Below are 24,830 nucleotides of genomic sequence, written 5' to 3'. Positions count from 1 at the left end.
GTAGGCTGGCTACATGGACGTCCGGCACCTCGACCTCTTGCGCGAGCTGGAGGACCGCGGCAGCGTGACGGCGGTCGCAGCGGCCACCCACCGCACCCCGTCCGCGGTGTCGCAGCAGCTGCGCAGCGCCGAGCGCGCGTTCGGCGCGACGCTCGTCGAGGCGCACGGGCGCGGGGTCCGGCTGACCGACGCCGGCCGGGCGCTCGCCGCCTCCGCGCGGGACGTCGCGGTCGCGCTGGCAGCGGCCGAGGCCCGGTGGCACGAGTTCCGGGGCAGCGCGGCGGGGGTGGTGACGATCGCGGCGCTGCCCAGCGCGGCGACGTTCCTGCTGCCCGGCGTGCTCCGGGACCTCGCCGACGATCCGATCGAGGTGGTGTGCACCGACCTCGACATCGCCGAGGCGGCGTACGCCGGCCAGGTCGTGGACCACGACATCGTGATCGCGCACAGTGCGCACCGCATCCCGCCGCATGCCGAGGGCCTGCTGGTGCGGGAGCTCGCGCGCGAGCCGCTCGACATCGCCATGGCCGCCGACCACCCGCTCGCCGCCCGAGGGTCGGTGACGCCGCAGGACCTGGTGGCGTGGCCGTGGATCGGCGTGCCGCTGGGCTACCCGTTCGACAGCGTGCGGCTGGCCGTCGAGGAGGCGACGGGCACGCGCGTCGACGTACGGCAGCGGGTGCGCGACAACCGGCTGGCCGAGGCGCTGGTGGGGGCAGGCGAGTGCGTGGCCGTGCTGCCGCGGTTCACCGCGCCGGCGGGCGACGAGGTGGTGCTGCGGCCGCTGGCCACGATCGAGTCGGGACGGCACGTCGTCGCGATCCTGCGGCCCGACCGGGCCGAGCGCCGGGCCGTGCGACGGGTGCTGTCCTCGCTCACCACCGTGGCGAGCGGCTTCGACCCGCGGCGCGGGTGACGCCGGCGAGGGTCAGCGCCGGCCGATCAGGCCGATGACCGGGGGAGCCTTCTGCTCGACCACGCTGACGCGGAAGCCGCCGCGCTGGAGGTTCTCGGACGCCTTCTTGACGATGTTGGGCACCAGCTCGGGGCGGCTCGCCTCGTAGAAGAGGTAGACGGCTCCGCCGGGCACGACCCGCTCGTGGAGCAGGGCCACCTCGTCGTCGCACTCACGCACCCAGAACAGGTTCACGTTGAACGCGAAGACCTTGTTGAGCCGCTTGACCGGGACGCGCAGCGTGGCGAGGTCGATCTGGCGCACGACGAGCCGGCCGGCGTCGACGTACTTCTGGTTGCGGCGCTTGGTGCGGTCGACGCCCGACTCCGAGCGGTCGATCGCGAACAGCTTGCCGGTCTCGAGCCTGGCGCAGATCGCCTCGGCTCCAGCGCCGGGGCCGCAGCCGATCTCCAGGACCTGGTCGCCCGGCTGGACGTCCATGAGGTCGACGGCCCACTTGATGCGCGGCGGGATGGTCGAAGTCGGCATGGCCCACAGCCTGCCAGACGAGCGTTCACGAGTCAGCCACCGCCACCCGCAGGGCGTCCGACTCGCTAGGTTGGGCGCGTGAGCACACCACATCCAGCCTCCGGCACCGCCCCCGTCCGCGTCGGCGTCCTGGGTGCGCGCGGCAAGGTGGGCACGGAGGTGTGCCGGGCCGTGGGGTCCGCACCCGACACCGAGCTGGTGGCCGAGGTCGACGCCGGAGACGACCTGGAGGCGCTGGTCGGTGCCGGCGCCCAGGTGGTCGTGGACTTCACCCATCCCGACGTCGTGATGGACAACCTGCGCTTCTGCATCGAGCACGGCATCCACGCCGTGGTCGGCACGACCGGCTTCGACCAGGAGCGCCTCGACCAGCTGGAGGCCTGGCTGGCCGACGCGCCGGAGGTGGGCGTGCTGATCGCGCCCAACTTCTCGATCGGCGCGATCTTGATGATGCGCTTCGCGGCGCAGGCCGCGCCGTTCTTCGAGTCGGTCGAGGTGGTCGAGCTGCACCACCCCGACAAGGCCGACGCGCCGTCCGGAACGGCCCGCCGTACGGCGGAGATGATCGCTGCCGCCCGGCGTGAGGCGGGCAGCGACCCGATGCCCGACGCCACCTCCACGGGACTCGACGGTGCCCGCGGTGCCGACGTCGAGGGCGTGCGGGTGCACGGCCTGCGGGTGCGTGGGCTCGTCGCACACCAGGAGGTCATCCTCGGGACGGCGGGGGAGACCCTCACCATCCGGCACGACTCCCTGGACCGGGTCTCCTTCACCCCGGGCGTGCTCACCGGCGTGCGGGCGATCGGCGAGCACCCCGGGCTCACCGTGGGCCTCGACGCCTTCCTCGACATCGGCTGACGACGCCCACGGATAACCCCGGCGGACCGTCCTCGTTGGAGGGTCAGCTGCCGCGGTCCACTCGGGGACCCCGGCACCCCACCGGGAAGGCTCCACCATGCGCAGAACCGCAGGACTCGCCGCGCTCGCCGTCGTCGCCGCCACCGCAGCGCTGCCGCTCACCACGGCCACGAGCGCCCAGGGCGCGCCCGGCTCGTCGCCGACCGCAGCGCGCGCCGACAGCGTCGCCGCGGCGCTCGCCGCCCTCGGCGCCCACCCCCGCGCGGCTCGTGCGAGCGACGGCCAGGCCTTCGTCGCCCGGTCGTCCGTGGTCGACGCCGACGGCACCAGCCACGTCCGCTTCGACCGCACCCTCGACGGCCTGCGGGTCCTCGGTGGCGACATGGTGGTCCACCAGGACGCCTCGAGCGGCTGGGAGGGCGTCAGCCAGACCCTGCGCGAGCCGCTCACGCTGGCCACCGAGGCCACGGTCGCCCGCTCGGCGGCCAAGCGCACCGTGCTGGCGCGCAACGCCCGCACGGCTGCCGTGCGCGGCGACGCGAAGGCCGAGGCGAGCGAGCTCGTCGTCGACGCCACCGGTGCCGCCCCGCGCCTGGCGTGGGAGGTCGTCACCGGCGGCACCCAGGCCGACGGCACCCCCTCGCGCCTCGCGACCTACGTCGACGCCCGCACCGGCATGGTGATCCGCAGCGTGCAGCAGATCGTCAACGTCGACGGCCAGGGCCAGACGCTCTACAGCGGCACGGTCCCGCTGCAGGTCAGTGGCTCGGGGTCGTCGTACACGCTCAAGGACGCCACGCGCGGCGGCACCTACACCACCGACATGGGCAACGCCGAGGACTCCTTCTTCTGCCAGATCTTCGGCAGCGGCTGCAAGACGGGCACCACGTTCGCGTCGACGACGACCACCTTCGGCAACGGCTCGACCAGCAGTCGCGCCTCGGCCGGGGCCGACGCCCAGTACGGCTCCAACGTCACGTGGGACTACTTCAAGTCCGCGCACGGGCGCAACGGCATCTGGAACGACGGCCGCGGCTCCTACAACCGCACCCACTACGGCAACGGCTACGTCAACGCCTTCTGGGACGGCACCAAGATGACCTACGGCGACGGCGACGGGGCCGACTTCGGCCCGCTCGTCTCGCTCGACGTGGCCGGTCACGAGATGTCGCACGGGGTCACCGAGAACTCCGCCGGCCTGACCTACTCCGGTGAGTCCGGCGGCCTCAACGAGGCGACGTCCGACATCTTCGGCACGATGGTGGAGTTCCACGCCGCCAACGCCAACGACCCGGCGGACTACCTCATCGGCGAGGAGTTCGACCTGAAGAATCACCTGGGCTTCCGCCGCATGGACCGTCCGTCCTCCGACGGCAGCTCGCTCGACTGCTGGAGCTCAGGTGCCAAGAACGTCGACGTCCACTACTCCTCGGGCATCGGCAACCACTTCTTCTACCTGCTGGCCGAGGGCAGCGGCGCCAAGACCATCGGCGGCGTCGCGCACAGCTCGACGACCTGCAACGGCTCGACGGTCACCGGCATCGGCCGCGACGCCGCAGCGAAGATCTGGTACCGCGCGCTGACGGTCTACATGACCTCCGGCACGACGTACGCCGGTGCGCGCACCGCCACGCTCAACGCCGCAAAGGACCTCTACGGCCAGGGCAGCACGCAGTACGCCGCCGTGGCCGCCGCGTGGAGCGCGGTGTCCGTCGGCTGACCACCCGCTCCCACACCGTCCCGACCCGGCGCACCTGCACCCGCTGTGCAGGTGCGCCGGGGCGTCAGACGAGACGGGCCAGGGCCGCGACGACCGCCGCCCCCACCACCACGACGAGGAACGGCATCCTCAGCAGCAGCGCGACGACCGCGAAGGCGAGCCCCAGGACCCGGGCGTCGAGGGTGAGCGACGTGCCGTCCGCGACGACCTGCACCGCGACGAGGGCCGCCAGCAACGCGACCGGGATCAGGTCGGCGACGCGCTCCACCGTCGGGTGGCTCAGCACCCGCTCGGGCAGCGACAGCCCGGCCAGCTTGAGCAGGTAGCAGCCGATCCCGGCCAGCAGCACCGCGGCCCACATCAGCGGTGACCTCCCACGTCGCCCGGGCCGGGGATCTCGGTCGGGTCCTCGCCGCGGGCCAGCACCCCGACCAGCAGGGCGACACCGCCGGCGGCGAGCACCGGCACGCCGGGCGCAGTGATCGGCACCATGGAGAGCGCCACCAGGGCGGCGAGCACGCCGACGAGCACGTTGCGTCGGTCCTTGAGCCGTGGCCACAGCAGGGCGAGGAACGCGGCCCCGACGGCGGCGTCGAGGCCGAACGTGCGCGGGTCCCCGACGGCCTCGCCGGCGAAGGCTCCGACCGCCGTGGCGAGGTTCCAGAGCACGAACACCGATCCGCCGGTGGTCAGGAACCCCAACCGGGCTGCGGCGGTCGACTCCCGGTTGACCGACATCGCCGTCGACTCGTCGATGAGCACGTGGGCGGCCGCCGCCCGGCGCCACCCGCGCCACCGGAGCAGCGGGGCCATCCGGAGGCCGTAGAGCGTGTTGCGCGTGCCCAGCAGCAGCGCCGTCGCCGCTCCGGACATCGGTGCACCGCCGGCGGCGACGACTCCCGCGAGCGCGAACTGGCTCGCGCCCGTGAACATCAGCAGCGAGAGCACGCAGGTCTGGGCGACGCTGAGCCCGGAGGCGACGGAGACCGCGCCGAAGCCGATGCCGTAGGCGCCGGTGGCGACGCCGACCGCGAGACCGTCACGCACGATCCCCGAGCGCTCGCTCGGGGTGAGGGCGGGCTCGGTCACGCCCCGAGGCTAGTGCGGCTCCTCAGTGCGTACGACGGCGGACCCGCGCCGGGCGGGCCTGTCCCTGGTGCAGTCCCTGGTGGAAGTCGTGGACCAGGACGAACGCGGCGGCCACGCCCGCGCCGACGCCCGCGAGCACGCCCGCGCGCAGGTTGAGCGGGATCTCGGGCATGGCGCCCAGCCAGAACCCGATGCCGACGCAGACGAGCAGGGCGCCGAGGACCAGGGCGAACCGGTGGAGTGTGGGAAGCGGACCGAGCATGTCGAACCCCCGTGCTGGGCCGGCGGAGTAGCCGGCTCCTCCATGGTGACGCGCGCCACCCGAAAAACAAGATCCGAAGGGGTGGACTTCAGCCGGCCCGGAGGGGTCAGCCGATGGCGGTGTGCAGGCGGACCTGCTTCACCGTCGTGGCGCCCGTCCCGTCGAGGTCGAGCTCGCGGTGCGCCGTGTCGGGCGCCCAGCCGGCGTCGGTCAGGAAGGTCCGCAGGGCGTCGTCAGGGGCGTTGACCCAGGTCACCGCGCGGCTGAAACGGTCGGCAGCAAGCGTGTCCACGGCTGCCTGCAGCAGCCGCGAGCCGTGCCCCTTGCCGCGCTCCTGCGGGTCGAGGGTCACCTCCGCCAGCTCGCCGTCGGCGACGGGGTCGCAGTCGGGGTCGGTGGCCGGCGACGTCAGTGCGAAACCCACGACGCGGTTGCGCTCGAGGGCGACCAGCACGCGGTGGCGGGCGTCCGCCGGGCGCGCCAGGGCCTGGCGCCACTGGGCGGCGACCGCCTCGACGTCGCTCGGCAGGACCTCGGCGGGCAGCAGCCCGGCGTAGAGCGCGGGCCACGCGCGGACCTGCACGCCGGCGATCGCGTCGGCGTCGTCGGCCCATGCCACGCGCACGGAGACGTCGGCGGTCGGGCCGCCGGAGTGCGAGTGGCTCATCGATAGGTCTCGGGGAGCTTCTCGCCGATCTTCACCTGGGCCTTGGGCAGGCGCAGGAACTTCATCTGCAGCGAGCGCATGGCGGCGTACATCGTCGTGCCCTTGGTGGACTCGCCCGGGAACCGGTGAGCGAGCTCGCGTCGCAGGCGGACACGCAGCATCACGATGTCGAAGACGATCACCAGGATCGTGGTGAACAGCACCGTGTTGCCGAGGTTCTGTGCGGTCGTGCTGCCGGAGTAGCCCAGCACCATCGAGACGATCAGCAGCGGCACCATCAGCTCGATGAAGCTGAAGCGGGAGTCGACGAAGTCACGGATGAACCGGCGGACGGGTCCGCGGTCACGGCTGGGGAGGTAGCGGTCGTCGCCGGTCTTCATCGCCTGGCGCATCTTGGAGGCGGTGTCGCCTCGCGCGGAGCGCTGGGCGGCCATCTGCTCCTTGCGGGTCCGCGGCACCTTGGCGCGTGCCCGCGCGGCGGCCTCCGCCTCCTTGCGGGTCGGCGTTGGTCGCCCCTTGCCGCCCACCTTGTCGGTGGTGGCCGGGACGTCGGGCTCGGGGGTGGAACGTCGGAACAACGCGTGCTGCCTTCACCTGGTGCGGATGCTGGGGGCCAGCCTATCGCCGTCCGGGACGCGGGCCGCCTGCCGCCGTCCCGGGCGCCCGCGCTGGCGGCAATGCCCTACCTCCTGTTGGGGTTTGGTCCTAGGGTGAGGGCAACGTTTCTGCCCCACGGACGAGCCATGACCAAGCCATGACCAAGAGAGGGTCTGTACCCCGATGAGTCTCATGAAGCGCATCAGCCTGATCTTCCGCTCCAAGGCGAACAAGGCCCTGGACAGGGCGGAGGACCCCCGGGAGACCCTCGACTACAGCTACCAGCGGCAGCTCGAGCTCCTCTCGAAGGTACGCCGCGGCGTCGCCGACGTCGCCACGAGCCGCAAGCGCGTCGAGCTGCAGGTCAACCAGCTCGAGCAGCAGTCGGCCAAGCTCCAGGGCCAGGCCGAGAAGGCCATCGGCGCGGGTCGTGAGGACCTCGCCCGCGAGGCCCTCACCCGCAAGTCCGGACTCACCTCGCAGATCGCCAGCCTCAAGGAGCAGCAGGCGACGCTGCAGGGCGAGGAGGAGAAGCTCGTCCTCGCGCAGCAGCGGCTGCAGGCCAAGGTCGAGGCCTTCCGCACCCGCAAGGAGACGATCAAGGCCACCTACACCGCTGCGGAGGCGCAGACCCGCATCGGCGAGGCCATGTCCGGCATCGGCGAGGAGATGGGCGACGTCGGCCTGGCCATCCAGCGCGCGGAGGACAAGACCGCCCAGATGCAGGCCCGGGGCCAGGCCATCGACGAGCTGATCGCCTCCGGCGCGCTCGACGACGCCTCCCAGATCAACGCCGGCGACGACATCTCCCGCGAGCTCGACGCGCTCTCGTCCACCTCCGACGTCGAGGCCGAGCTGGCCCGCCTCAAGGCCGGCAGCGCCCCGCAGGCCATCGAGGCCGGCGACGGCGACATCCTCGACGCCGAGCCCGAGGGCCAGACCGCGCAGCGCCAGGCCAACGAGGGCGGCCAGGCATGATCGTCCGCATCCTCGGCGAGGGGCAGTACGACCTCGAGGACCACGCGCTCGACGCCCTCAACGGCCTCGACACCCAGATCGAGCAGGCCGTCGAGTCCGGCGACGAGGCGATGTTCCGCACCGCCCTGCACGGGCTGCTGTCGGCCGTGCGCGCCAACGGGACGCACCACGAGATGGACTCGCTCGACGAGTCCGACCTGATCCTGCCGCCGCCGGACGCCACGATCGACGAGGTCCGCGAGCTGCTGGGCGACGACGGCCTCATCCCGGGCTGAGACGGGCCCACACCTTCGGCCATGGCCTCCTCACGCTTCATCAAGGACAGCGGGCTCACCGCCCGGATGACCCTGACCATGTTCCTGCTCGGCGGGCTCTTCGTCGGCCTCGTCGTCGTGCTCATCCAGGTGGTCGGGTCCGGCTACGCGCCGATCGTGGCCGTGATCGCCATCGGCATGGCGTTCTGGCAGTGGTGGAGCTCCGACAAGGTCGCGATGCGCGCGATGCGCGCCCGTGAGGTCTCCCCCGAGGAGGCGCCGGAGCTGCACGGAATGATCGACCGGCTGTGCGCGCTGGCCGACATGCCCAAGCCGCGGGTGGGGATCGCCGACATGGCGGTCGCCAACGCGTTCGCCACCGGGCGGTCGCCGGACCGGGCCGTGGTCTGCGTGACCACCGGCATCCTGCAGACGCTCGACGCCGAGGAGCTCGAGGCGGTCCTGGCCCACGAGCTGAGCCACGTGGCCCACCGCGACGTGCTGGTCATGACCGTCGCCTCCTCGGCCGGCATCGCGGCGGGGCTGCTGATGCGCTTCGCGCAGTTCGGCGGGATGGGACGTCGCAACAACAACAGCGCCCTGCCGGCCGTGCTGGTCGCGCTCCTGGTCAGCCTCGTGGTCTACGCCGTCAGCTTCCTGCTGCTGCGCCTGCTGTCGCGCTACCGCGAGCTCTGCGCCGACCGGTCGGGCGCCTACCTGACGATGAAGCCGGCCGCGCTGGCCTCGGCGCTGCAGAAGATCAGCGGCGAGGTGGCCGCCACCCCGCAGCGCGACCTCCGCGCGAACGCCGCCAGCGCGCTGTGCATCGTGCCGGCGCTGCGCGGCGGCGTGGGCGGGCTGATGGCGACCCACCCGCCCCTCCAGCAGCGGCTCGAGCAGCTGGCCCGCATCCAGGCCGAGCTCAGCAGGCCGACGGGCTGAGGGGACGATCGATGGGCCTCTGGGAGGCGGTGCGCGCGCGGACGCAGCCCAAGCGCAACAACCTCGACGCACTGTTCCACGTCCCCAGCGCGGCCGTCACGCTGCAGACGGCCCTGGGCTTCGAGCCGACCGGCTCCGGCTCGGTCTGCTACCGCTCTGCCGCGGGTGCCGCCTTCGCCCAGACCCAGGAGGACGTGGTGGCCCTCATCCGTGACGACGACGAGGCTCCTGAGGTCAGCGTCACCCAGGACGACTTCGGGTTCACCTGGCTGGTGGTCGCGGGCGACAAGGACGACATGTCGGGCCTGTGCACCGACCTGCACGCGGTCAACACCACGCTCGAGCTCAACGGCTTCGAGGCCGGGCTGCTCTGCTCCATGGTGCCCTTCCGCAGCGCCGCCGGGCAGACCTTCGGCCTGACCTACCTCTACAAGCAGGGCACCTTCTACCCCTTCGCGCCCACGGGCGAGCAGTCCCGCGACACGCTCCTCGAGCTGTCCGTGCGCGACCTCTTGGACAAGGAGCTGCCGATGGAGCCCGACACCCAACGATGGCTGGCCGTCTGGAAGGCTCCCGGGCTGTGAGCACAGGTGTGGAGCGCGACCGGGCGCTGGCGGCGTACGACATCCTCGACGGGCCGCCGCGCCGCGAGCTCGACGCGCTCGTGGACCTCGCCGCGCAGCTCGCCGGCGTGCCGTTCGCCACGGTCAACCTGCTGAGCAGCCGGCACCAGCACCAGGTGGCCACGACGGGATTCGAGGGGGCGACGACGCCCTGTGACGACTCCATGTGCCGCCAGGTCGTGGAGTCGGGACAGCCCATCCTCCTCGACGACGCCAGTCAGGACCCGCGCTTCGGGGACAACCCCTGGACGACCGGCGAGGTCGCGGACGTGAAGTACTACGGCTCCCAGCCCCTGCGCACGCCCGACGGCGTCGTCATCGGCACGCTGTGCGTCTTCGACACGGTGGCCCATCCGGTGACCCCGGAGGCCGCCAAGGGCCTGGCGCTCCTCGCCGACCGGGTGGTCGACGTGCTCGAGCTGGAGCTGGCATCGCGGCGGCTCAGCGAGGTCAATGCCCGGCTGAGCACCTCCAACGACCGGCTGGCCAACTTCGCAGGTCAGGTCAGCCACGACCTGAAGAACCCGTTGACCTCGATCTCGCTCTCCCTCGAGGCGCTCGAGATGGAGGTGACCGACCCCTACCAGGTCGACACGGTCGCGCGCGCCCGTCGCGGCGTCGACCGGATGAACGACATGATCGGCAACCTGCTCGACTTCGCCTCGCAGGGCGACGCGCCCGGTGACGCGCGGGTCGACCTGTCGATCGAGCTCGACGCCGCGCTCGACGACCTCGCCGGTCGGATCGACCGGCCCCTGGTCCGGGCCGACCCCCTCCCCGTGGTGCGTGGCGACGCCTCACAGCTGCGCTCGGTGCTGATGAACCTCATCGACAACGCCGCGAAGTTCACGCTCGTGGGTGAGCAGCCCGACGTCGAGGTGGGCAGCCGGCGGCTCGACGGCCGGCACCGGGTCGAGGTGCGCGACCGGGGCCGCGGTGTCCCCGACGACAAGCGCGAGCGCGTCTTCGCCCCGCTGGCGCGCCTCGACAAGACCGTCGAGGGCTCGGGGATCGGCCTGGCGACCTGCCGCCGGATCATCGAGGCGCACGGCGGCACCATGGGCGTCGACGACCGCGAGGACGGTGGCTCGGTCTTCTGGTTCGCGCTCCCCGCCGTCGACGACGAGCCCTAGGGCAGCTTCGCCTGCCTCATCTGCCGCGAGGCGTAGACGCTGCCGATCACGGTGCCGTCGAGCCAGTGGGTGAGCCGTCGCGCCTCCTGCTCCAGCGCGTCACGGCCAGCCGGCTCGACGTCCTCGAGCAGGGACAGACGTACGACGCCCTCGTCGTCCTGCACCCAGCAGCCGACGACCCGGCCGTCCCACCAGGCAGTGGTGCCGGCGTTGCCGTTGGTGTCGAACAGGTAGGGGACGTGTGCCGGGTCGAGGTAGAACCCGCGCTGCTTCCACCCCATGACGGTCGGGTCGAGGGTCGGCAGCAGCGCGGCCCAGGGCTCGACCGGACCGGTGTCCTCGGCGTCCTCCCGCAGCACCCACCCGACGGAGCCGTCGTCGAGGGTGACCTGCACGGCGCCGACGTCCGCCAGCGCGCGGGTCACCGCGGTCTTCGTGGAGCCCAACCACCACTGGATGTCGGCGGCCGTGCCGGGCCCGAACGTGGTCAGCCAGGAGCGGACGAGAGTGGAGTACCCCTCCGCCTCGCTCAGGGGGTCAGGCACGACGCCCAACCAGTCCTCGGCGGTGGTCCACGTCGGCTTGTTGAGGCGCCAGTGCCCGGCGTTGCGGCCTCGCAGCGTCTTTCCCTCGAGCCCGAGGTGGGTGAGCACCCACGGCGCCACCGGGACGGGGCGGTCCCACCGTTTGTCGGTGTCGCCGCCGACCGTGCCGGCGAGCTCCGGCACCTCGGCCCGCAGCTGCGCCGTGGTGGCGGGGCCCGCGGCGAGGCGGGCGAGGGTCGCCTCGCGGGCGGCGTCGAGCCAGGCCTCGCCGTCGGGCGCGATGCCGGCGCCGGCGATCGCCTTCGCGATCCGCTTCCGCTCGGAGGTCGCCACCCTGGCGGCGGCGCTGCCCCACGCGGCCGGCAGCATCTCGCGCGGGAAGACGAAGAGCGTGCGTCGCATGGCCAGCTGCTTGACGACCTGGCGCGCGTCGTAGAGCTCGACGTCGATGGCCTCGGGCGTCAGGCCCTCCGTGCGTGCCGCGAGGGCGAGGTGGACCGTCGCCGCCTCCGTCGCGTGGAGCACGGTCATCGCGTGGGTGACGACCGTGACGTGCTCCTTGCGGTGTGCGGGAGCCAGGCAGTGGCGTACGGCGATGCGGCTGCGCCGCTCCGAGTCGGTGACGTGCCGCAAGGTCATCGTGGTGGGGTGCGCGTCAGTCGCGGTGCGACTTGCCGGGCAGGTCGAGCATCCGCTGCAGCGCCAGGAGCGCGTCGGCCTCGGTCTCGGGGTCGACCGCGATGCGGTTGACCACCTCGCCCGCCACCAGGTTCTCCAGCGCCCAGACCAGGTGCGGCAGGTCGATGCGGTTCATCGTCGAGCAGTAGCAGACGTTGCGGTCGAGGAAGACGATCGTCTTGTCGGGGTGGGCGTCGGCGAGGCGCTTGACGAGGTTGAGCTCGGTGCCGATCGCCCAGACGGTGCCGGGCTCGGCCGCCTCGATCGTCTTGATGATGAACTCGGTCGAGCCGACCAGGTCGGCCTTGAGCACGACCTCGTGCTTGCACTCGGGGTGGACGAGCACGTTGATGCCGGGGTGCGCGGCGCGCAGCTCGTCGACGACGTCCTCGGAGAAGCGGCCGTGCACCGAGCAGTGGCCCTTCCACAGGATCATCCGGGCCCTCTGCATTTCCTCGGCGGTGAGGCCGCCGCCGGGCTGCAGCGGGTCCCACACGACGCACTCGTCGAGCGCGATGCCCATCTGGAGCACCGCGGTGTTGCGGCCGAGGTGCTGGTCGGGCAGGAAGAGGACCTTGGCGTCGCCGTCGACGTGGGCCTTCTGCTGGAACGCCCAGTCGAGGGCCACGTCGGCGTTGGAGGAGGTGCACACCACGCCGCCGTTGCGGCCGCAGAAGGCCTTGATGTCGGCGCTGGAGTTCATGTAGGTCACCGGGACGACGAGGTCCTGGATGCCGGCGTCGGCCATCGCGTCCCACGCGTCCTCGACCTGGCGCAGGCGCGCCATGTCGGCCATCGAGCAGCCGGCCGCCAGGTCGGGCAGCACGACCTGCTGCGCGGGAGAGGTGAGGATGTCGGCCGACTCGGCCATGAAGTGCACGCCGCAGAAGACGATGAACTCCGCTGCGGGACGCGCGGCCGCGTCGCGCGCGAGCTTGAAGGAGTCGCCGGTGACGTCGGCGAACTGGATGACCTCGTCGCGCTGGTAGTGGTGGCCGAGCACGAAGACCCGCTCGCCGAGGGCGTCCTTGGCCGCGCGTGCCCGGGCGACCAGCGTGGGGTCGGACGCCGCCGGGAGATCACCGGGGCACTCCACGCCGCGCTCGGCGTCGAGGTCGCGGCCCTTGCCGAGCGGGAGGAGCGGCAGGTCGACGAGGCTCATGTGCTCATCCTAGGAGGGGAGGGCGACATCACCGCCGCCGTGGCACCCTGTGCGGCATGCCACGACGCGGTGAGGTCCTTGCCCTGGTACAGGCGGGCGGTCAGGGCTCCCGCATGGACGTGCTGACGCGGGAGCGGGCCAAGCCGGCCCTGCCCTACGGCGGTGTCCACCGCCTGATCGACTTCGCCCTGTCCGGGCTGGTGCACGCCGACCTCTCGGACGTGTGGGTGTCGCTGGAGTACCAGGTCACCTCGATCGACGAGTACCTCTCCGGCGGCCGCCCGTGGAGCCTGGACCGCAACCGCGGCGGCTTCCGGCGCATCGTGCCGCAGACCGGCACCGGCCCGGCGACCGAGAGCGGCTTCGCGCACGGCAACGGCGACCTGCTGCTGCGGATGTCGGCCGACCTCGAGGCGTTCGGTGCGCGTACGCTGGTGGTCTGCAGCGCCGACCACGTCTTCAACATGGACCTCGCGCCCGTGATCGAGGAGCACGTCGCCGCGGGACGGTCGGCGACGGTGCTGACCAGCGTGGTGAGCAAGAAGGACGCCTCCGACAACGTCGTGGTGCTCGCCCGGGGCGACGGCACGGTGACGGGCATCGAGCACAAGCCTTCCCGGCCCTCTGCAGGCACCGTGGCGACCGAGGTCTTCGTCTACGACACCGCCGTGCTGGTCCAGACGCTGCACGACCTGCGTGCCCAGCTCGCGGGGAAGCAGGACGTGGAGGACGCCGAGCAGGGCGACAGCGGGATCGGCGACTTCGGCGAGCACCTGCTCCCGCGGCTCGTGGAGGGCGGGAAGGTCGTCGCCGTGCCCCTCGCCGGCTACTGGCGCGACGTCGGGCAGCCCGGGCTCTACCTGCAGTCCCACCGCGACCTGCTGGCTGGCCGGGTCGACGTCTTCGACCACCCGGGTCGTCCCGTCATCTCGCACTGGCCCGACCGCCCCGCGGCTCGCGTGCGCGCAGCGGGGGAGTGCCGTGACTCGTTGCTCTCCCCGGGGGCCGACGTGAGCGGCCTCGTGGTCGGCAGCGTCCTCGGACCGGGCGTGGTCGTCGAGAAGGGCGCCGAGGTCCACGACAGCATCGTGATGGAGGACTGCGTGATCCGGGCCGGCTCGGTGGTGCGCACGACGGTCCTCGACGAGCGCTGCGAGGTCGGGCAGCGGACGCGGGTGGGTGAGGAGCCCTCCGGCCGGCTCGCGCGGGACGAGGACGTCGTACTGGTCGGCCGGGAATCCCGGGTCACCGCCGACGTGGCGTCCGGCGCACGCCTCGAGCCGGGGTCCGACGCCTGACCCGACACCTCGCTACAGCAGCGAGCCGTGGTGGAGGTAGGGCGCGGGCGGCTTCATCTGCCGCAGGCAGAGGTAGCCGCTCTGGTGGACCGACATCCGGGCCGCCAGCCCGACGTCGAGCGCCCACGCGTTGGCGGCGGTGACGTGGTGCACGGAGACCTGCTCGCCCGGCGCTGAGGAGGCCAGCGCCTCCCACAGGAGTGCGGCAGCCGTACGCCGGTTGGTGGCCGCGACGAGCGGGGGCGACCCGTCGCGGTCGACGTAGGCGTAGCCGGAGCCCGTGCTGTGGTCGACCACGAGCAGCCGGAACTGGTCGAGCAGCAGCTCGTGGTCGGAGAGGTGGGCGGCGCCGCGGGTCTGGCGGTCGACCGAGTTCATCAGGTCGACGTCACCTGCGGTGCCCTCGCGGACGCGCTCGACGACGGGGATCGCACTGCGGTCGACGACGCCGGTGAGCATCATCTGCGGGTGCAGGTCGAAGCCGGCGAGCCGGTAGCGACGGACGGCGGCCGGGTCGGCGCTGGAGGCGAACATCCCGCGCAGGCAGCCGCGGCCGTGGTGCAGCGCCGACGCCATCAGCTGCGTGCCGATGCCCTTCCCCTGGTGCTCGGGAAGCACGGCGAAGGACGCGAGGATCCACATGAGCTCGCGCACGCGCGAGACAGCACCGCCGACCACCTGCCCGTCGACCTCGGCGGCCCAGCACCCGCCCGGATCGGTGGTCAGTGCCGCGCGGGTGCGGGCGATCCAGGCGCCGTTGCGGGCGGGAGGGCGGCGCACGGGATCGGGCCAGGCACGCTGGTAGGTCCGGGCGTCGACCTCGTAGTAGCTGGTGGCCGTGATGTCGGCCAGCGCCGTCAGGTCGTCCTCACGCAGCGGCCGGACGAGGGCGTCGCTCACGCGACGTGGGTGGCGTACCGGGCGAGCAGGTCGTCCCAGTGGGTGAACTTCGCCCGGACCTCCTCGGTGCCGGGCATCCAGCCGCTGTGCACCAGGCGTACGTGGCTGCCGCCGCCCTCGGCCTCGGTGAAGCGCACGTCGAGCACGGTCGCCTCGTCCTCGGGGTGGCCGAGCCAGAACTCCTGCGTGTAGCGCCCGATCGGATCCCACTCCATGACGCGGCCCCAGACGTACTCCTCCTCGCCGTGCACCATCGCCACCGGACCGTTGGGGTCGATGGCGATGTTGGAGAAGGAGGGCGGGTCGGGGGTGAGCATGGGGTCCCACCACTCGCCCATCTGGGCGGTGAAGCCGACGAAGGCCTCCGTGGGGGTCACCGGGACGGTCACCTCGGCGACGATGGGAGCGAGCCCCGCGTCGGGGTCGGGAGCGGGGGGCATGCGCCCAGCATGCCTGATGGTGCCGCTGCAAGGATGGCCGCCATGCGCGTGCTGATCGCCCCGGACAAGTTCGCCGGGACCCTGACGGCCGTCGAGGCCGCCGACGCCATTGCCGCCGGGTGGCGGCGACGGGCCCCTGACGACGAGCTCGACCTCGCCCCGATGGCCGACGGCGGCCCGGGCTTCGTGGACGTGCTCCACGCGGCGCTGGGAGGCGAGCTCTCGGCCGTGACGGTCAGCGGGCCGCACGGCGCCCCGGTGCCGGCCGTCGTGCTGCGCGTGGGGGAGACGGCGTACGTCGAGAGCGCGCAGGCCGCCGGCCTCGACCTCGTCGACGGCGACCCGGAGACCGCCTCGAGCCGCGGGGTGGGTGAGCTCGTCCTGGCGGCGGTCGCCGGCGGCGCGACGACCGTGGTCGTCGGACTGGGTGGCAGCGGGACGAACGACGGCGGCGCCGGCGTGCTCGCCGCGCTGGGCGTCACCTCCGACGGCGTGCTCGACGGAGGGGCCCGAGCGCTCGCGTCCGTGACCACCGTCGACCTGGCGGAGGCCCGGTCCCGGCTCGCCGGTGTCACCCTCGTGGCCGCCAGCGACGTCGACAACCCGCTCACCGGGCTGTTCGGTGCGACCAAGACCTACGGTCCGCAGAAGGGCATCGGTGAGGACCGGATCGCTGAGGTCGACGGCTGGCTCGAGCGGTTCGCCGCGGCCACCGACCGGCGTACGTCGCTGGAGAAGGGCGCCGGCGCCGCCGGAGGCATCGGCTACGCGCTGCTCGTCCTCGGTGCGATCCGCGAGCCCGGCATCGAGCTGGTCACCTCGGCGGTCTCGCTGGCGTCGCGGGCCCGGGCCGCCGACCTGGTGGTGACGGGGGAGGGGGCCTTCGACTTCTCCAGCCGGGCCGGCAAGGTGCCCTACGGCGTCGCCGGGGTCGCCGCCGAGGCCCTGCGCCCCTGCATCGCGCTCGCGGGCCAGGTGCTCGTCGGGTCACGGGAGATGCGCGCCCTCGGCATCGAGTCGGCGTACTCCCTCGTCGAGCTGGTGGGCGAGGACCGCGCCCTCGGGGCCCCCGCCGAGGCCCTCGCCGACCTCGCCGCCCGCGTGGCCCGCACCTGGTCCCGCTGAGCGCCCCCGCGTCCCGTACGCCCACACCGGGCGCTGGTGACGCGGATCCGGGCGGGGCGCCGGGGAATAACCCCCGGTGTGCGACCATTGGAGACAGCAGTACCCCGAGACTTTTCTGGAGTGATGAGATGACCGAGCAGGTCGAGACCACCGAGCGCCGCACCGACCAGATCAACCTGTCCGCCGTCGCCGCGGGCAAGATCAAGAGCCTCCTCGAGCAGGAGGGCCGTGACGACCTGGCCCTGCGCATCTCCGTCCAGCCGGGTGGCTGCTCGGGCCTGCGCTACCAGCTCTTCTTCGACGAGCGCACGCTCGACGGCGACGTGACCACCGACTTCGACGGCGTGACCGTCGTGGTCGACCGGATGAGCGTCCCCTACCTCAACGGTGCCGAGATCGACTTCGTCGACACGATCGAGAAGCAGGGCTTCACGATCGACAACCCCAACGCGACCGGCTCCTGCGCCTGCGGCGACTCGTTCCACTGATGTGACAGCGGCCAGGTTGAGCGAGGCCCGCGACTGAGGAACGAAGTCGCGACGGCCGCGTCGAAACCGGGCAGCCGACACGACAGCAGCACCACGAAGGGCCCCAGCCGATGCGGCTGGGGCCCTTCGTCGTACGTCTCGTCGTACGTGGGTCAGTCGAGGTGCAGGTGTAGCGAGCCGGCCAGCCGGGCGGCAGCCTCGGAGATCCGGATCTCCCGCTTGCCGATCTCGGCCGGGTAGTCCTCGAAGCGGATGCTGGGCGGGCCGGCCACGGCGGCCCGGGCGGCGCGCTCGAGGTGCGCCTCCAGCCGGAGGTTGCGGCCGGTCTCCCGGCAGTCGGCGGCCATCTCGGCGGGGGTCCCGAGCTCGTCGTGGACCAGGTGCGCGGGTCGGGCGAGGCCCTCGTGCGAAGTCGTCATGTCCACGACGTTATTGGCTACTGGGAGGTATCCAGAGCTGTACCGGAAGGTAGTGTTCCGCGTCGTGTCCCTCCTTGTTGCCGGATCCATCGCGACCGACCACCTGATGTCCTTCCCGGGCAGGTTCGCCGACAGCCTGGTCGTGGACCAGCTCGACAAGCTCTCGGTGTCCTTCCTCGTCGAGGACCTGGAGGTACGACGCGGGGGGTGCGCGGCCAATATCTGCTTCGGACTGGGCAACCTGGGCCTGCGCCCGGTGCTCGTCGGGGCGGTCGGTGAGGACTTCGCCGAGTACCGCTCCTGGCTCGAGCGCCACAACGTCGATTGCGACTCGGTGCACGTCTCCGAGACCCGGCACACCGCCCGCTTCGTGTGCACCAACGACGACGCGCACGCCCAGATCGCGAGCTTCTACGCCGGCGCGATGAGCGAGTCGCGTGAGATCGAGCTGAAGCCGATCGTGGACCGCGTCGGCGAGCCCGACTACGTCATCATCGGCCCCGACGACCCGCAGGGGATGCTGCGCCACACCGAGGAGTGCCGCCAGCGCGGCTACCGCTTCCTCGCCGACCCGTCCCAGCAGCTCGCCTTCGGCGACGGCGACCTGATCCGCCCGCTCATCGACGGCGCGGAGATCCTCTTCTCCAACGAGTACGAGGCCAGCCTGATCACCCAGAAGACCGGATGGAGCGCCGAGGAGGTCCTCTCGCGGGTCGGCACCTGGGTCGTCACCCTCGGCCCCGCGGGCGTGCGCATCGACCGCTTGGGCGAGGAGTCCGTGGTCGTCCCGGCCGTCCCCGAGATCGAGAAGGTCGAGCCGACCGGTGTCGGCGACGCCTTCCGGGCCGGCTTCATGGCCGCGCTCAGCTGGGGGCTCGACCACGTGCGCGCCGCGCAGCTCGGCTGCCTCCTCGCCGTCTACGTCGTGGAGAAGGTCGGCACCCAGGAGTACGAGATCTCGCGCAGCGCGTTCCTCGCCCGCTGCGAGGCCACCTACGGCGCCGAGGCCGTCGCCGACCTCGAGCCGCACCTCAAGACGATTCGCCCCTGATCGAGGACGCGCCAGCGGACTCGATCGTCGGTGGTCGAGCAGCGACGGAGCGTGGCGAAGCCCACCCGCCACCGGGGTAGTCCCCTACGTTCTGAACGCCCGCACCGGCGTGTCGGGTGCAGAACGTAGGGGACTACCGCTCCGGCAGGTCAGGAGAGGCGGCGTACGACGTGGCGCGGGGCGCCGTCGGCGGCCGTGTCCGCGCCGACGTAGTCCTGGCCCTTCATCCGGCACCAGGCGGGCACGTCGACCGCGGCCGCGGGGTCGTGCGCGACGACCGCGAGCAACCGGCCCACCTCGACGTCGCCCAGGTGGCGGGCCAGCTCGATGACCGGCATCGGGCAGGGCAGGTCGCGACAGTCGAGCTCGAGGGCGACGTCGTACGCCGTCACAGGCCGACCCGTGCCCTGATCTCGGCGACCAGCCCGGGCAGGGCGTCGCAGAAGGCGTCGACGTCGGCACGGGTGGTGTCGCGCTGGACGGAGAGCCGGACGTTGCCGTGGGTCAGCACGCCCATCGCTTCCAGCACGTGGCTGGGCGTGAGCGTCGAGGCGGTGCACGCCGACCCGCTGGCGATGCCGAAGCCGCGGCGGTCGAGCTCGGTGACGAGGGCCTCGCCGTCGACGTAGAGGCACGAGAAGGTCACCAGGTGGGGGAGCCGCCGGTCCGGGTCGCCGACGACCTCGACGTCGGGGACCTCCTTGGCCACCCGGCGGCGTACGACGTCGACGAGCGCGTGCTGGCGCGCGTTGACCTCCTCGCGCTCGGCCACCACCGCCTGCAGCGCGGCCGCCGCCGCGAGGACGGACGGGACGTTCTCGAAGCCGGTGGAGCGCTCGTCGACCCGGTCGTCGGCGGGGAAGGGGCTGCGCCACCGGGCACGCTTGCGGACCAGCAGCACGCCCACCCCGGCGGGACCGCCCCACTTGTGCGCCGAGCCCGCGGCGGCGGCCCAGCCGTCGGGCAGCGGGAGCCGGCCCATGGACGCGCAGGCATCGGTGAACAGGGGCACGTCGTCGGGGAGGTCGAGCCCGCCGACGTCCTGGACCGTGCCGACCTCGTGGTTGGCCGTCTGGAGGGCGACGACACCCACCTCGGGCGCGATGGCGCCCTGCTCGAGCTCGCCCAGGGGCACGCGGCCCTCGCCCGTCACTCCCACCTCGGCGCCACGGGCTCCCCACGCGACGGCATGGCGCACGGCGGAGTGCTCCACCGCGGAGTGGACCACCACGTCGCCCCGGCGCGAGCCGCGCACCAGCCCGAGCAGGCCGAGGTGCACGGCGTGGGTGCCGCTGGGCGTGAACGTCACCTCGTCCGGCCGTACGCCGAGGGCGTCGGCCGTGGCCTCGCGGGCGTTGTCGAGCAGGAGCCGCGCCTCCCGCCCCGGGCGGTGCAACCGGCGCGGGTCGGCGTACCCGCGGTCGAGGGCGGCGAGCAGCACGTCGCGGGCCGCCGGGTGCAGGGGAGCGGACGACGCGCTGTCGAGGTCGCCCTCGCGCGCCACGGGACCGGTCACAGGGGCAACTTATGCCACGCAGGCCACGGTCCACGCCGGACGGGCGGCGCTCACCGCGCCAGATCCGCCGACACCCGACCCTGCCCCGCACGGCACGGCCGGATGGGGATAGTCTCTGTACGTCGAAAACGGACCGAGAGAGAGGCTCGTCAGTGGGTCTGCAAGTCCCCAAGCTTTCAGGCGCGCCGGCCCGGCGCATCCTGAGGGTCGCGCTGCTGGGCGTGACGATGCTGGTGCTGGCCGGGTGTTCCGAGGCCGACAAGCACCAGATCCGCAACCTCGCGATGCCCGACCGTGCGAGTGAACAGGGTCCCTACACCTACGAGCTGTGGAAGTGGGCCTGGGTGGCCGCCATGGTCACCGGCGTCATCGTCTGGGGCCTGATCTTCTACGCCGTGGTCCGGTTCCGCCGTCGCAGCGACGACGAGGTCCCGCGCCAGACGCGCTACAACCTGCCGCTCGAGGTCTTCTACACGATCGCGCCGGTCCTGATGTGCGTCGTGTTCTTCTTCCACACCGTCCGCGTGCAGGACGAGGTGGTCAAGCTCGAGGACAACCCCGACCTGACCGTCGAGGTGATGGGCCAGCAGTGGTCGTGGACGTTCAACTACGGCGTCGGCGACCAGGACACGAGCGCGACCGGTGAGGACGACGACTTCGCCTACGGCGAGTACGTCTACACCTCCGGCGACGGCAACGAGATCCCCACGCTGGTGCTCCCCGTCGACCGGCGGATCCAGTTCAACCTCCACTCGCCCGACGTGATCCACGACTTCGGCGTCCCGTCGTTCCTCGTCAAGATGGACGTCATCCCCGGCCGCGTGAACAAGCTGCAGGTCACGCCCACGGTGGAGGGCGAGTACCCCGGCAAGTGCTTCGAGCTCTGCGGCGTCTACCACTCCCGGATGCTGTTCAACGTCAAGGTCGTCAGCCAGTCCGAGTACGACGCCTACCTCGCCGACCTGGCGCAGGCCGGGCAGACGGCCGACGCACCCGTCCTCGGTGGCTCCAACGCCACGACTCAGACGGGCCTGGCCGAAGACCAGTCCCAGGAAGGGAGCCAGGAGTGAGTGCCGCATCCGCTGCAGTCCCGCAGCGCAAGGCCCTGGGCCAGCAGCTCGTCCGCCTGCTGACCACGACCGACCACAAGCTGATCGGCAAGATGTACCTCGGCACCTCGTTCGCGTGGTTCCTCATCGGCGGCCTGATGGCCATGCTGATCCGCTCGGAGCTCGCCTACCCCGGCCAGCAGGTCGTCAACGAGCAGCTCTACAACCAGCTCTTCACGATGCACGGCACGATCATGCTGCTGCTGTTCGCGACGCCGCTGTTCTTCGGCTTCGCCAACGTGATCATGCCGCTGCAGATCGGCGCCCCCGACGTCGCCTTCCCGCGCCTCAACATGTTCAGCTACTGGCTGTTCCTGTTCGGCGGCCTCATCGCCGCGTCCGGCTTCCTGACGCCTCAGGGCGCCGCGGACTTCGGGTGGTTCGCCTACACGCCGCTCTCCGACGCCGTCCGCAGCCCGGGCGTCGGCGGTGACCTCTGGATCATGGGCCTCTGGATGGCCGGCCTCGGCACGATCCTCGGTGGCGTCAACTTCATCACCACGATCATCTGCATGCGTGCCCCCGGCATGACCATGTTCCGGATGCCGATCTTCGTCTGGAACACCCTGATCACCTCGATGCTCGTGATCATGGTCTTCCCGATCCTGGCCGGTGCGCTGCTGTCGCTGGAGGCCGACCGGATCCTCGGTGCCCACGTGTTCGACCCGTCGCACGGCGGACCGATCCTGTGGCAGCACCTGTTCTGGTTCTTCGGGCACCCCGAGGTCTACATCATCGCCCTGCCGTTCTTCGGCATCATCTCCGAGATCCTCCCGGTCTTCAGCCGCAAGCCGATCTTCGGCTACGTCGGCCTGGTGGCCGCGACGCTCGGCATCGCGATGCTCTCGGTCGCGGTGTGGGCCCACCACATGTTCGTCACCGGCGCGGTCGACCTGCCGTTCTTCTCCGGCATGACGTTCCTGATCGCGGTGCCGACGGGAGTGAAGTTCTTCAACTGGATCGGCACGATGTGGGGCGGAAGCCTGTCCTTCGACACCCCGATGCTGTGGTCGATCGGCTTCTTGACGACCTTCCTGTTCGGTGGTCTCACCGGTGTCATCCTGGCCAGCCCGCCGCTGGACTTCCACGTGTCGGACTCCTACTTCGTGGTGGCGCACTTCCACTACGTCGTGTTCGGCACCGTGGTGTTCGCGATGTTCGCCGGCTTCTACTACTGGTGGCCGAAGATGACCGGCCGGATGCTCGACGAGCGGCTGGGCAAGGTCCACTTCTGGCTCCTGTTCATCGGCTTCCACACCACGTTCCTGGTGCAGCACTGGCTGGGCGTCGAGGGCATGCCGCGTCGCTACGCCGACTACCTGCCGGCCGACGGGNTCCTGTTCATCGGCTTCCACACCACGTTCCTGGTGCAGCACTGGCTGGGCGTCGAGGGCATGCCGCGTCGCTACGCCGACTACCTGCCGGCCGACGGGTTCACCACGCTCAACCAGATCTCGACCGTGGGTGCGTTCCTGCTGGGTGCCTCGACACTGCCGTTCCTCTACAACGTCTACGTCTCGGCGAAGGGTCCGCTGGTCGAGGTCGACGACCCGTGGGGCTGGGGCCGCTCGCTCGAGTGGGCGACCAGCAGCCCGCCGCCGCGCCACAACTTCCACACCCTGCCGCGGATCCGTTCCGAGTCGCCTGCCTTCGACCTGCACCACCCCGAGGTGGCGCTGCGCGAGCTGTCCGAGCACCCTGCGGAGCGCAACGGTGAGGTCGCCGACGCGCCCGAGGTCTCGGGCCGCGAGGAGATGCTGCGCGACCGTGCCGACTCGACCACGCCGACCGAGGAGGAGAACCGATGAAGGCCGAAGCCTGGATCTTTGGCCTCACCACCGTGTTCTTCACGGCGGTGGCCCCTACCTACTGGTTCTTCGCCGGGGACCCGACGGGCACCTCCGCCCTGGTGATGACCGCCCTGTTGACCGGCATGATCACCCTCTACCTCGGCTTCCACGCCGCTCGCATGGACGCGCGGCCCGAAGACCGCAAGGAGGGCGAGATCGCCGACGGCGCCGGCGAGCTGGGCTTCTTCCCGCCCTACTCGTGGTGGCCGCTGTGGTGCGCGCTGGCCCTGGGGGTGATCGTCTACGGCACCGCGCTCGCTGCGTGGTGGATGGTGATCATCGGTTTCACCCTCGGTGCCGTGGTGCTCTGCGGCTTCGTGTTCGAGTACTACCGGGGTGAGCACGCTCACTGAGCGCTCGCGTCGAATTCGGTAGAACCCCTCCCCGACGTACGCTGGAGGGGTTCTTCCGTCCCGTCATGCTGTCCCAGGGGGTCTCGCCGCATGCACTCTCGTGCGTCCCGTCCTGTGTCCACGCGCCACCGGACCCATCGTCGTACGGCGCTCGCCGCGGCAGTCCTCGTGAGCGTCGGCCTCGCCGGCTGCAGCTCCGCCGGGGGCGACACGTCGTCGTCCGACGAGCCCGCTGCCGAGGGGGCGTCGGAGTCGGCCAGGCCCGACCCCGTGCGCCTGACCACGAGCTTCCAGGACGCCCGCAAGGTGCCCGTCGACGCGCCTGTGAGGGTCGGCGCCACCGGAGGCACCCTGGACGCGGTCCGGGTGACCTCGCCCGCCGGTGACCTCCCCGGCAAGGTCCAGGACGGCTCCTGGACGTCGTCGGCGTTCCTCGAACCCGGCACGGACTACACGATCACCGCGAGTGCCGAGCGCTCCGACGGCAGCAGCGTGGAGCGGACCCGCAGCTTCCACACCGTCGACCTGACCCTCGACGAGCAGACCTACGCCGCCGTCGCCCCGCTCGACGGCGAGACGGTGGGCGTCGGCATGCCGGTGGTCGTCACCTTCGACCTGCCGGTGACCGACAAGGCCGCGTTCGAGAAGCACATGCACGTCACGAGCACGCCTGCCCAGAAGGGCTCCTGGTACTGGCTCAGCGACCGCGAGGCCCACTTCCGGCCCGCGCGCTACTGGCAGGCCGGGACGGACGTCTCGGTCGACCTCGACATCAACAGCCTGCCGGCCGGCAACGGCATCTACGGCCAGGAGGATCGTCAGGTCGCCTTCCATGTCGGCGACGCCCATGTCTACAAGGTCAACGCCCAGACGCACCAGATGCAGGTGTTCTCCAACGGTGAGCTGCTGCGCACCATCCCGATCACCACCGGCAAGCCCGGCTTCACCACGCGCTCGGGCACCAAGGTGATCATCGAGAAGTTCGACGTCAAGCGGATGAACTCCGAGACGGTGGGCATCAACCGCAACAGCCCCGAGGCCTACGACATCGACGACGTGCAGTGGGCGATGCGGCTCACCTACTCCGGCGAGTTCCTCCACGCAGCGCCCTGGTCGGTCGGGTCCCAGGGCCATGCCAACGTCTCCCACGGCTGCACCGGCCTGTCGACCGCCGACGCCGGCTGGCTCTACGCGATGAGCCGCCGAGGCGACGTCGTCGAGTACACCGGCACTGACCGCCAGATGACCCTCGAGAACGGCTACGGCGACTGGAACCTGTCGACGGCCGCCTGGAAGCAGGGCTCCGCCCTCTCCTGACCGGGTGTGTGT

At 71.7% G+C, this 24,830-nt stretch carries 29 protein-coding genes and 1 pseudogene; 17 read left to right on the top strand and 13 right to left on the bottom strand.

Annotated features, from left to right (window positions below; genetic code table 11):
- The first annotated feature begins 13 nt into the window (after positions 1–13).
- Positions 14–916 (top strand): LysR family transcriptional regulator, encoded by a 903-nt coding sequence (locus tag ASC64_RS05185; protein ID WP_056906476.1) that lies wholly within the window; start codon positions 14–16, stop codon positions 914–916.
- Positions 917–928: 12 nt separating this feature from the next.
- On the opposite strand, the gene ASC64_RS05180 is transcribed toward ASC64_RS05185, so the two are convergent.
- Positions 929–1,444 (bottom strand): class I SAM-dependent methyltransferase, encoded by a 516-nt coding sequence (locus ASC64_RS05180; RefSeq protein ID WP_056906475.1) that lies wholly within the window; start codon positions 1,442–1,444, stop codon positions 929–931.
- Positions 1,445–1,522: 78 nt separating this feature from the next.
- Here ASC64_RS05180 and dapB point away from each other — a divergent pair, with 78 nt between their 5' ends.
- Both dapB and ASC64_RS05170 read left to right on the top strand, forming a co-directional pair.
- Positions 1,523–2,302, top strand: a complete 780-nt coding sequence (gene dapB, locus ASC64_RS05175; protein ID WP_056906474.1) for a 4-hydroxy-tetrahydrodipicolinate reductase — start codon at positions 1,523–1,525, stop codon at positions 2,300–2,302.
- Positions 2,303–2,399: 97 nt separating this feature from the next.
- Positions 2,400–4,022: a M4 family metallopeptidase gene (locus tag ASC64_RS05170; protein ID WP_056906473.1), complete on the top strand. Its 1,623-nt coding sequence runs from the start codon at positions 2,400–2,402 to the stop codon at positions 4,020–4,022.
- A gap of 64 nt (positions 4,023–4,086) precedes the next feature.
- On the opposite strand, the gene ASC64_RS05165 is transcribed toward ASC64_RS05170, so the two are convergent.
- The 5 genes from ASC64_RS05165 to ASC64_RS05145 form a co-directional block, all read right to left on the bottom strand.
- Positions 4,087–4,383, bottom strand: a complete 297-nt coding sequence (locus ASC64_RS05165) for an AzlD domain-containing protein (protein WP_056906472.1) — start codon at positions 4,381–4,383, stop codon at positions 4,087–4,089.
- Complete coding sequence (locus tag ASC64_RS05160; protein WP_056906471.1) at positions 4,383–5,111, bottom strand: AzlC family ABC transporter permease; 729 nt, start codon at positions 5,109–5,111, stop codon at positions 4,383–4,385. The genes ASC64_RS05165 and ASC64_RS05160 overlap by 1 nt, the downstream gene beginning before the upstream one ends.
- A gap of 22 nt (positions 5,112–5,133) precedes the next feature.
- Positions 5,134–5,373, bottom strand: a complete 240-nt coding sequence (locus tag ASC64_RS05155; protein ID WP_056906470.1) for a hypothetical protein — start codon at positions 5,371–5,373, stop codon at positions 5,134–5,136.
- Positions 5,374–5,479: 106 nt separating this feature from the next.
- Positions 5,480–6,040, bottom strand: coding sequence for a GNAT family N-acetyltransferase (locus ASC64_RS05150; RefSeq protein WP_056906469.1), 561 nt, complete (start codon positions 6,038–6,040; stop codon positions 5,480–5,482).
- Positions 6,037–6,618, bottom strand: coding sequence for a DUF3043 domain-containing protein (locus ASC64_RS05145; protein WP_056906468.1), 582 nt, complete (start codon positions 6,616–6,618; stop codon positions 6,037–6,039). Before ASC64_RS05145 ends, ASC64_RS05150 begins: the two co-directional genes overlap by 4 nt.
- Before the next feature lie 202 nt (positions 6,619–6,820).
- Here ASC64_RS05145 and ASC64_RS05140 point away from each other — a divergent pair, with 202 nt between their 5' ends.
- Genes ASC64_RS05140 through ASC64_RS05120 form a run of 5 tightly spaced genes read left to right on the top strand, consistent with a single transcriptional unit; the run spans position 6,821 to position 10,567 of the window.
- On the top strand, positions 6,821–7,615 hold the full coding sequence (locus ASC64_RS05140; protein WP_056906467.1) for a PspA/IM30 family protein: 795 nt from the start codon (positions 6,821–6,823) through the stop codon (positions 7,613–7,615).
- Positions 7,612–7,890, top strand: a complete 279-nt coding sequence (gene pspAA, locus ASC64_RS05135) for a PspA-associated protein PspAA (RefSeq protein WP_056906466.1) — start codon at positions 7,612–7,614, stop codon at positions 7,888–7,890. The genes ASC64_RS05140 and pspAA overlap by 4 nt, the downstream gene beginning before the upstream one ends.
- A 21-nt stretch (positions 7,891–7,911) precedes the next feature.
- Positions 7,912–8,811, top strand: a complete 900-nt coding sequence (htpX, locus tag ASC64_RS05130) for a zinc metalloprotease HtpX (RefSeq protein WP_056906465.1) — start codon at positions 7,912–7,914, stop codon at positions 8,809–8,811.
- 11 nt (positions 8,812–8,822) lie between these two features.
- Positions 8,823–9,395 carry a PspA-associated protein PspAB gene (gene pspAB / locus ASC64_RS05125; protein ID WP_056906464.1) on the top strand — a complete coding sequence of 191 codons (573 nt, stop codon included), beginning with the start codon at positions 8,823–8,825 and terminating at the stop codon, positions 9,393–9,395.
- Positions 9,392–10,567, top strand: coding sequence for a GAF domain-containing sensor histidine kinase (locus ASC64_RS05120; protein ID WP_162245770.1), 1,176 nt, complete (start codon positions 9,392–9,394; stop codon positions 10,565–10,567). The genes pspAB and ASC64_RS05120 overlap by 4 nt, the downstream gene beginning before the upstream one ends.
- Here the strand turns inward: ASC64_RS05120 and ASC64_RS05115 are convergent.
- Positions 10,564–11,751 (bottom strand): winged helix DNA-binding domain-containing protein, encoded by a 1,188-nt coding sequence (locus ASC64_RS05115; RefSeq protein WP_235563536.1) that lies wholly within the window; start codon positions 11,749–11,751, stop codon positions 10,564–10,566. The two genes, ASC64_RS05120 and ASC64_RS05115, sit on opposite strands and share 4 nt — an antisense overlap.
- A gap of 16 nt (positions 11,752–11,767) precedes the next feature.
- Complete coding sequence (gene nadA / locus ASC64_RS05110; protein ID WP_056906462.1) at positions 11,768–12,952, bottom strand: quinolinate synthase NadA; 1,185 nt, start codon at positions 12,950–12,952, stop codon at positions 11,768–11,770.
- Between the two features lie 56 nt (positions 12,953–13,008).
- Here nadA and ASC64_RS05105 point away from each other — a divergent pair, with 56 nt between their 5' ends.
- Entirely contained in the window at positions 13,009–14,250 is a 1,242-nt protein-coding gene (locus ASC64_RS05105; protein WP_082550224.1) for a glucose-1-phosphate adenylyltransferase family protein, read from the top strand.
- Positions 14,251–14,262: 12 nt separating this feature from the next.
- Here ASC64_RS05105 and ASC64_RS05100 read toward each other — a convergent pair whose 3' ends face one another.
- The gene (locus tag ASC64_RS05100; RefSeq protein WP_056906460.1) at positions 14,263–15,150 is read right to left on the bottom strand and encodes a GNAT family N-acetyltransferase; all 888 of its coding nucleotides are present in this window, start codon (positions 15,148–15,150) and stop codon (positions 14,263–14,265) included.
- Positions 15,147–15,590, bottom strand: a complete 444-nt coding sequence (locus ASC64_RS05095; protein ID WP_056906459.1) for a hypothetical protein — start codon at positions 15,588–15,590, stop codon at positions 15,147–15,149. Before ASC64_RS05095 ends, ASC64_RS05100 begins: the two co-directional genes overlap by 4 nt.
- A gap of 42 nt (positions 15,591–15,632) precedes the next feature.
- Here ASC64_RS05095 and ASC64_RS05090 point away from each other — a divergent pair, with 42 nt between their 5' ends.
- Together ASC64_RS05090 and erpA are read left to right on the top strand one after the other, a co-directional pair.
- Positions 15,633–16,715: a glycerate kinase family protein gene (locus ASC64_RS05090; RefSeq protein ID WP_056906574.1), complete on the top strand. Its 1,083-nt coding sequence runs from the start codon at positions 15,633–15,635 to the stop codon at positions 16,713–16,715.
- A 128-nt stretch (positions 16,716–16,843) separates the two neighbouring features.
- A complete protein-coding gene (gene erpA / locus ASC64_RS05085) occupies positions 16,844–17,203 on the top strand; it encodes an iron-sulfur cluster insertion protein ErpA (protein ID WP_056602403.1) in 360 nt (119 codons plus the stop codon).
- 152 nt (positions 17,204–17,355) lie between these two features.
- Here the strand turns inward: erpA and ASC64_RS05080 are convergent, their stop codons facing one another.
- Positions 17,356–17,622, bottom strand: coding sequence for a hypothetical protein (locus ASC64_RS05080; RefSeq protein WP_056906458.1), 267 nt, complete (start codon positions 17,620–17,622; stop codon positions 17,356–17,358).
- 64 nt (positions 17,623–17,686) lie between these two features.
- Here ASC64_RS05080 and ASC64_RS05075 point away from each other — a divergent pair, with 64 nt between their 5' ends.
- Complete coding sequence (locus ASC64_RS05075) at positions 17,687–18,673, top strand: carbohydrate kinase family protein (protein ID WP_056906573.1); 987 nt, start codon at positions 17,687–17,689, stop codon at positions 18,671–18,673.
- Positions 18,674–18,822: 149 nt separating this feature from the next.
- On the opposite strand, the gene ASC64_RS05070 is transcribed toward ASC64_RS05075, so the two are convergent.
- Both ASC64_RS05070 and ASC64_RS05065 read right to left on the bottom strand, forming a co-directional pair.
- The gene (locus tag ASC64_RS05070; protein WP_056906457.1) at positions 18,823–19,065 is read right to left on the bottom strand and encodes a sulfurtransferase TusA family protein; all 243 of its coding nucleotides are present in this window, start codon (positions 19,063–19,065) and stop codon (positions 18,823–18,825) included.
- Positions 19,062–20,189 (bottom strand): cysteine desulfurase family protein, encoded by a 1,128-nt coding sequence (locus ASC64_RS05065; RefSeq protein ID WP_235563535.1) that lies wholly within the window; start codon positions 20,187–20,189, stop codon positions 19,062–19,064. Before ASC64_RS05065 ends, ASC64_RS05070 begins: the two co-directional genes overlap by 4 nt.
- Positions 20,190–20,341: 152 nt before the next feature.
- Between ASC64_RS05065 and ctaC the strand changes: the two genes are divergently transcribed.
- The 5 genes and pseudogenes from ctaC (at position 20,342) to ASC64_RS05045 (ending at position 24,818) form a co-directional block, all read left to right on the top strand.
- Positions 20,342–21,259, top strand: coding sequence for an aa3-type cytochrome oxidase subunit II (ctaC, locus tag ASC64_RS05060; RefSeq protein WP_056906456.1), 918 nt, complete (start codon positions 20,342–20,344; stop codon positions 21,257–21,259).
- Positions 21,256–22,632 (top strand): annotated as a pseudogene (locus tag ASC64_RS05055) (cbb3-type cytochrome c oxidase subunit I); the annotation flags it as partial. The gene ctaC and the pseudogene ASC64_RS05055, both read left to right, overlap by 4 nt.
- Position 22,633: 1 nt before the next feature.
- On the top strand, positions 22,634–23,106 hold a 473-nt coding region (locus ASC64_RS22675), incomplete at its 5' end, for a cbb3-type cytochrome c oxidase subunit I (protein WP_327152645.1).
- On the top strand, positions 23,103–23,501 hold the full coding sequence (locus tag ASC64_RS05050; protein ID WP_056906454.1) for a cytochrome c oxidase subunit 4: 399 nt from the start codon (positions 23,103–23,105) through the stop codon (positions 23,499–23,501). The genes ASC64_RS22675 and ASC64_RS05050, both read left to right, overlap by 4 nt.
- Positions 23,502–23,591: 90 nt before the next feature.
- Positions 23,592–24,818: a L,D-transpeptidase gene (locus tag ASC64_RS05045; protein WP_056906453.1), complete on the top strand. Its 1,227-nt coding sequence runs from the start codon at positions 23,592–23,594 to the stop codon at positions 24,816–24,818.
- Positions 24,819–24,830 lie beyond the last annotated feature (12 nt).

This window comes from Nocardioides sp. Root122 (genome assembly GCF_001425025.1).
Classification (GTDB): domain Bacteria; phylum Actinomycetota; class Actinomycetes; order Propionibacteriales; family Nocardioidaceae; genus Nocardioides.
Note: the sequence above shows the minus strand (reverse complement) of the source record. Positions and strands in the feature narration are given on the sequence as shown.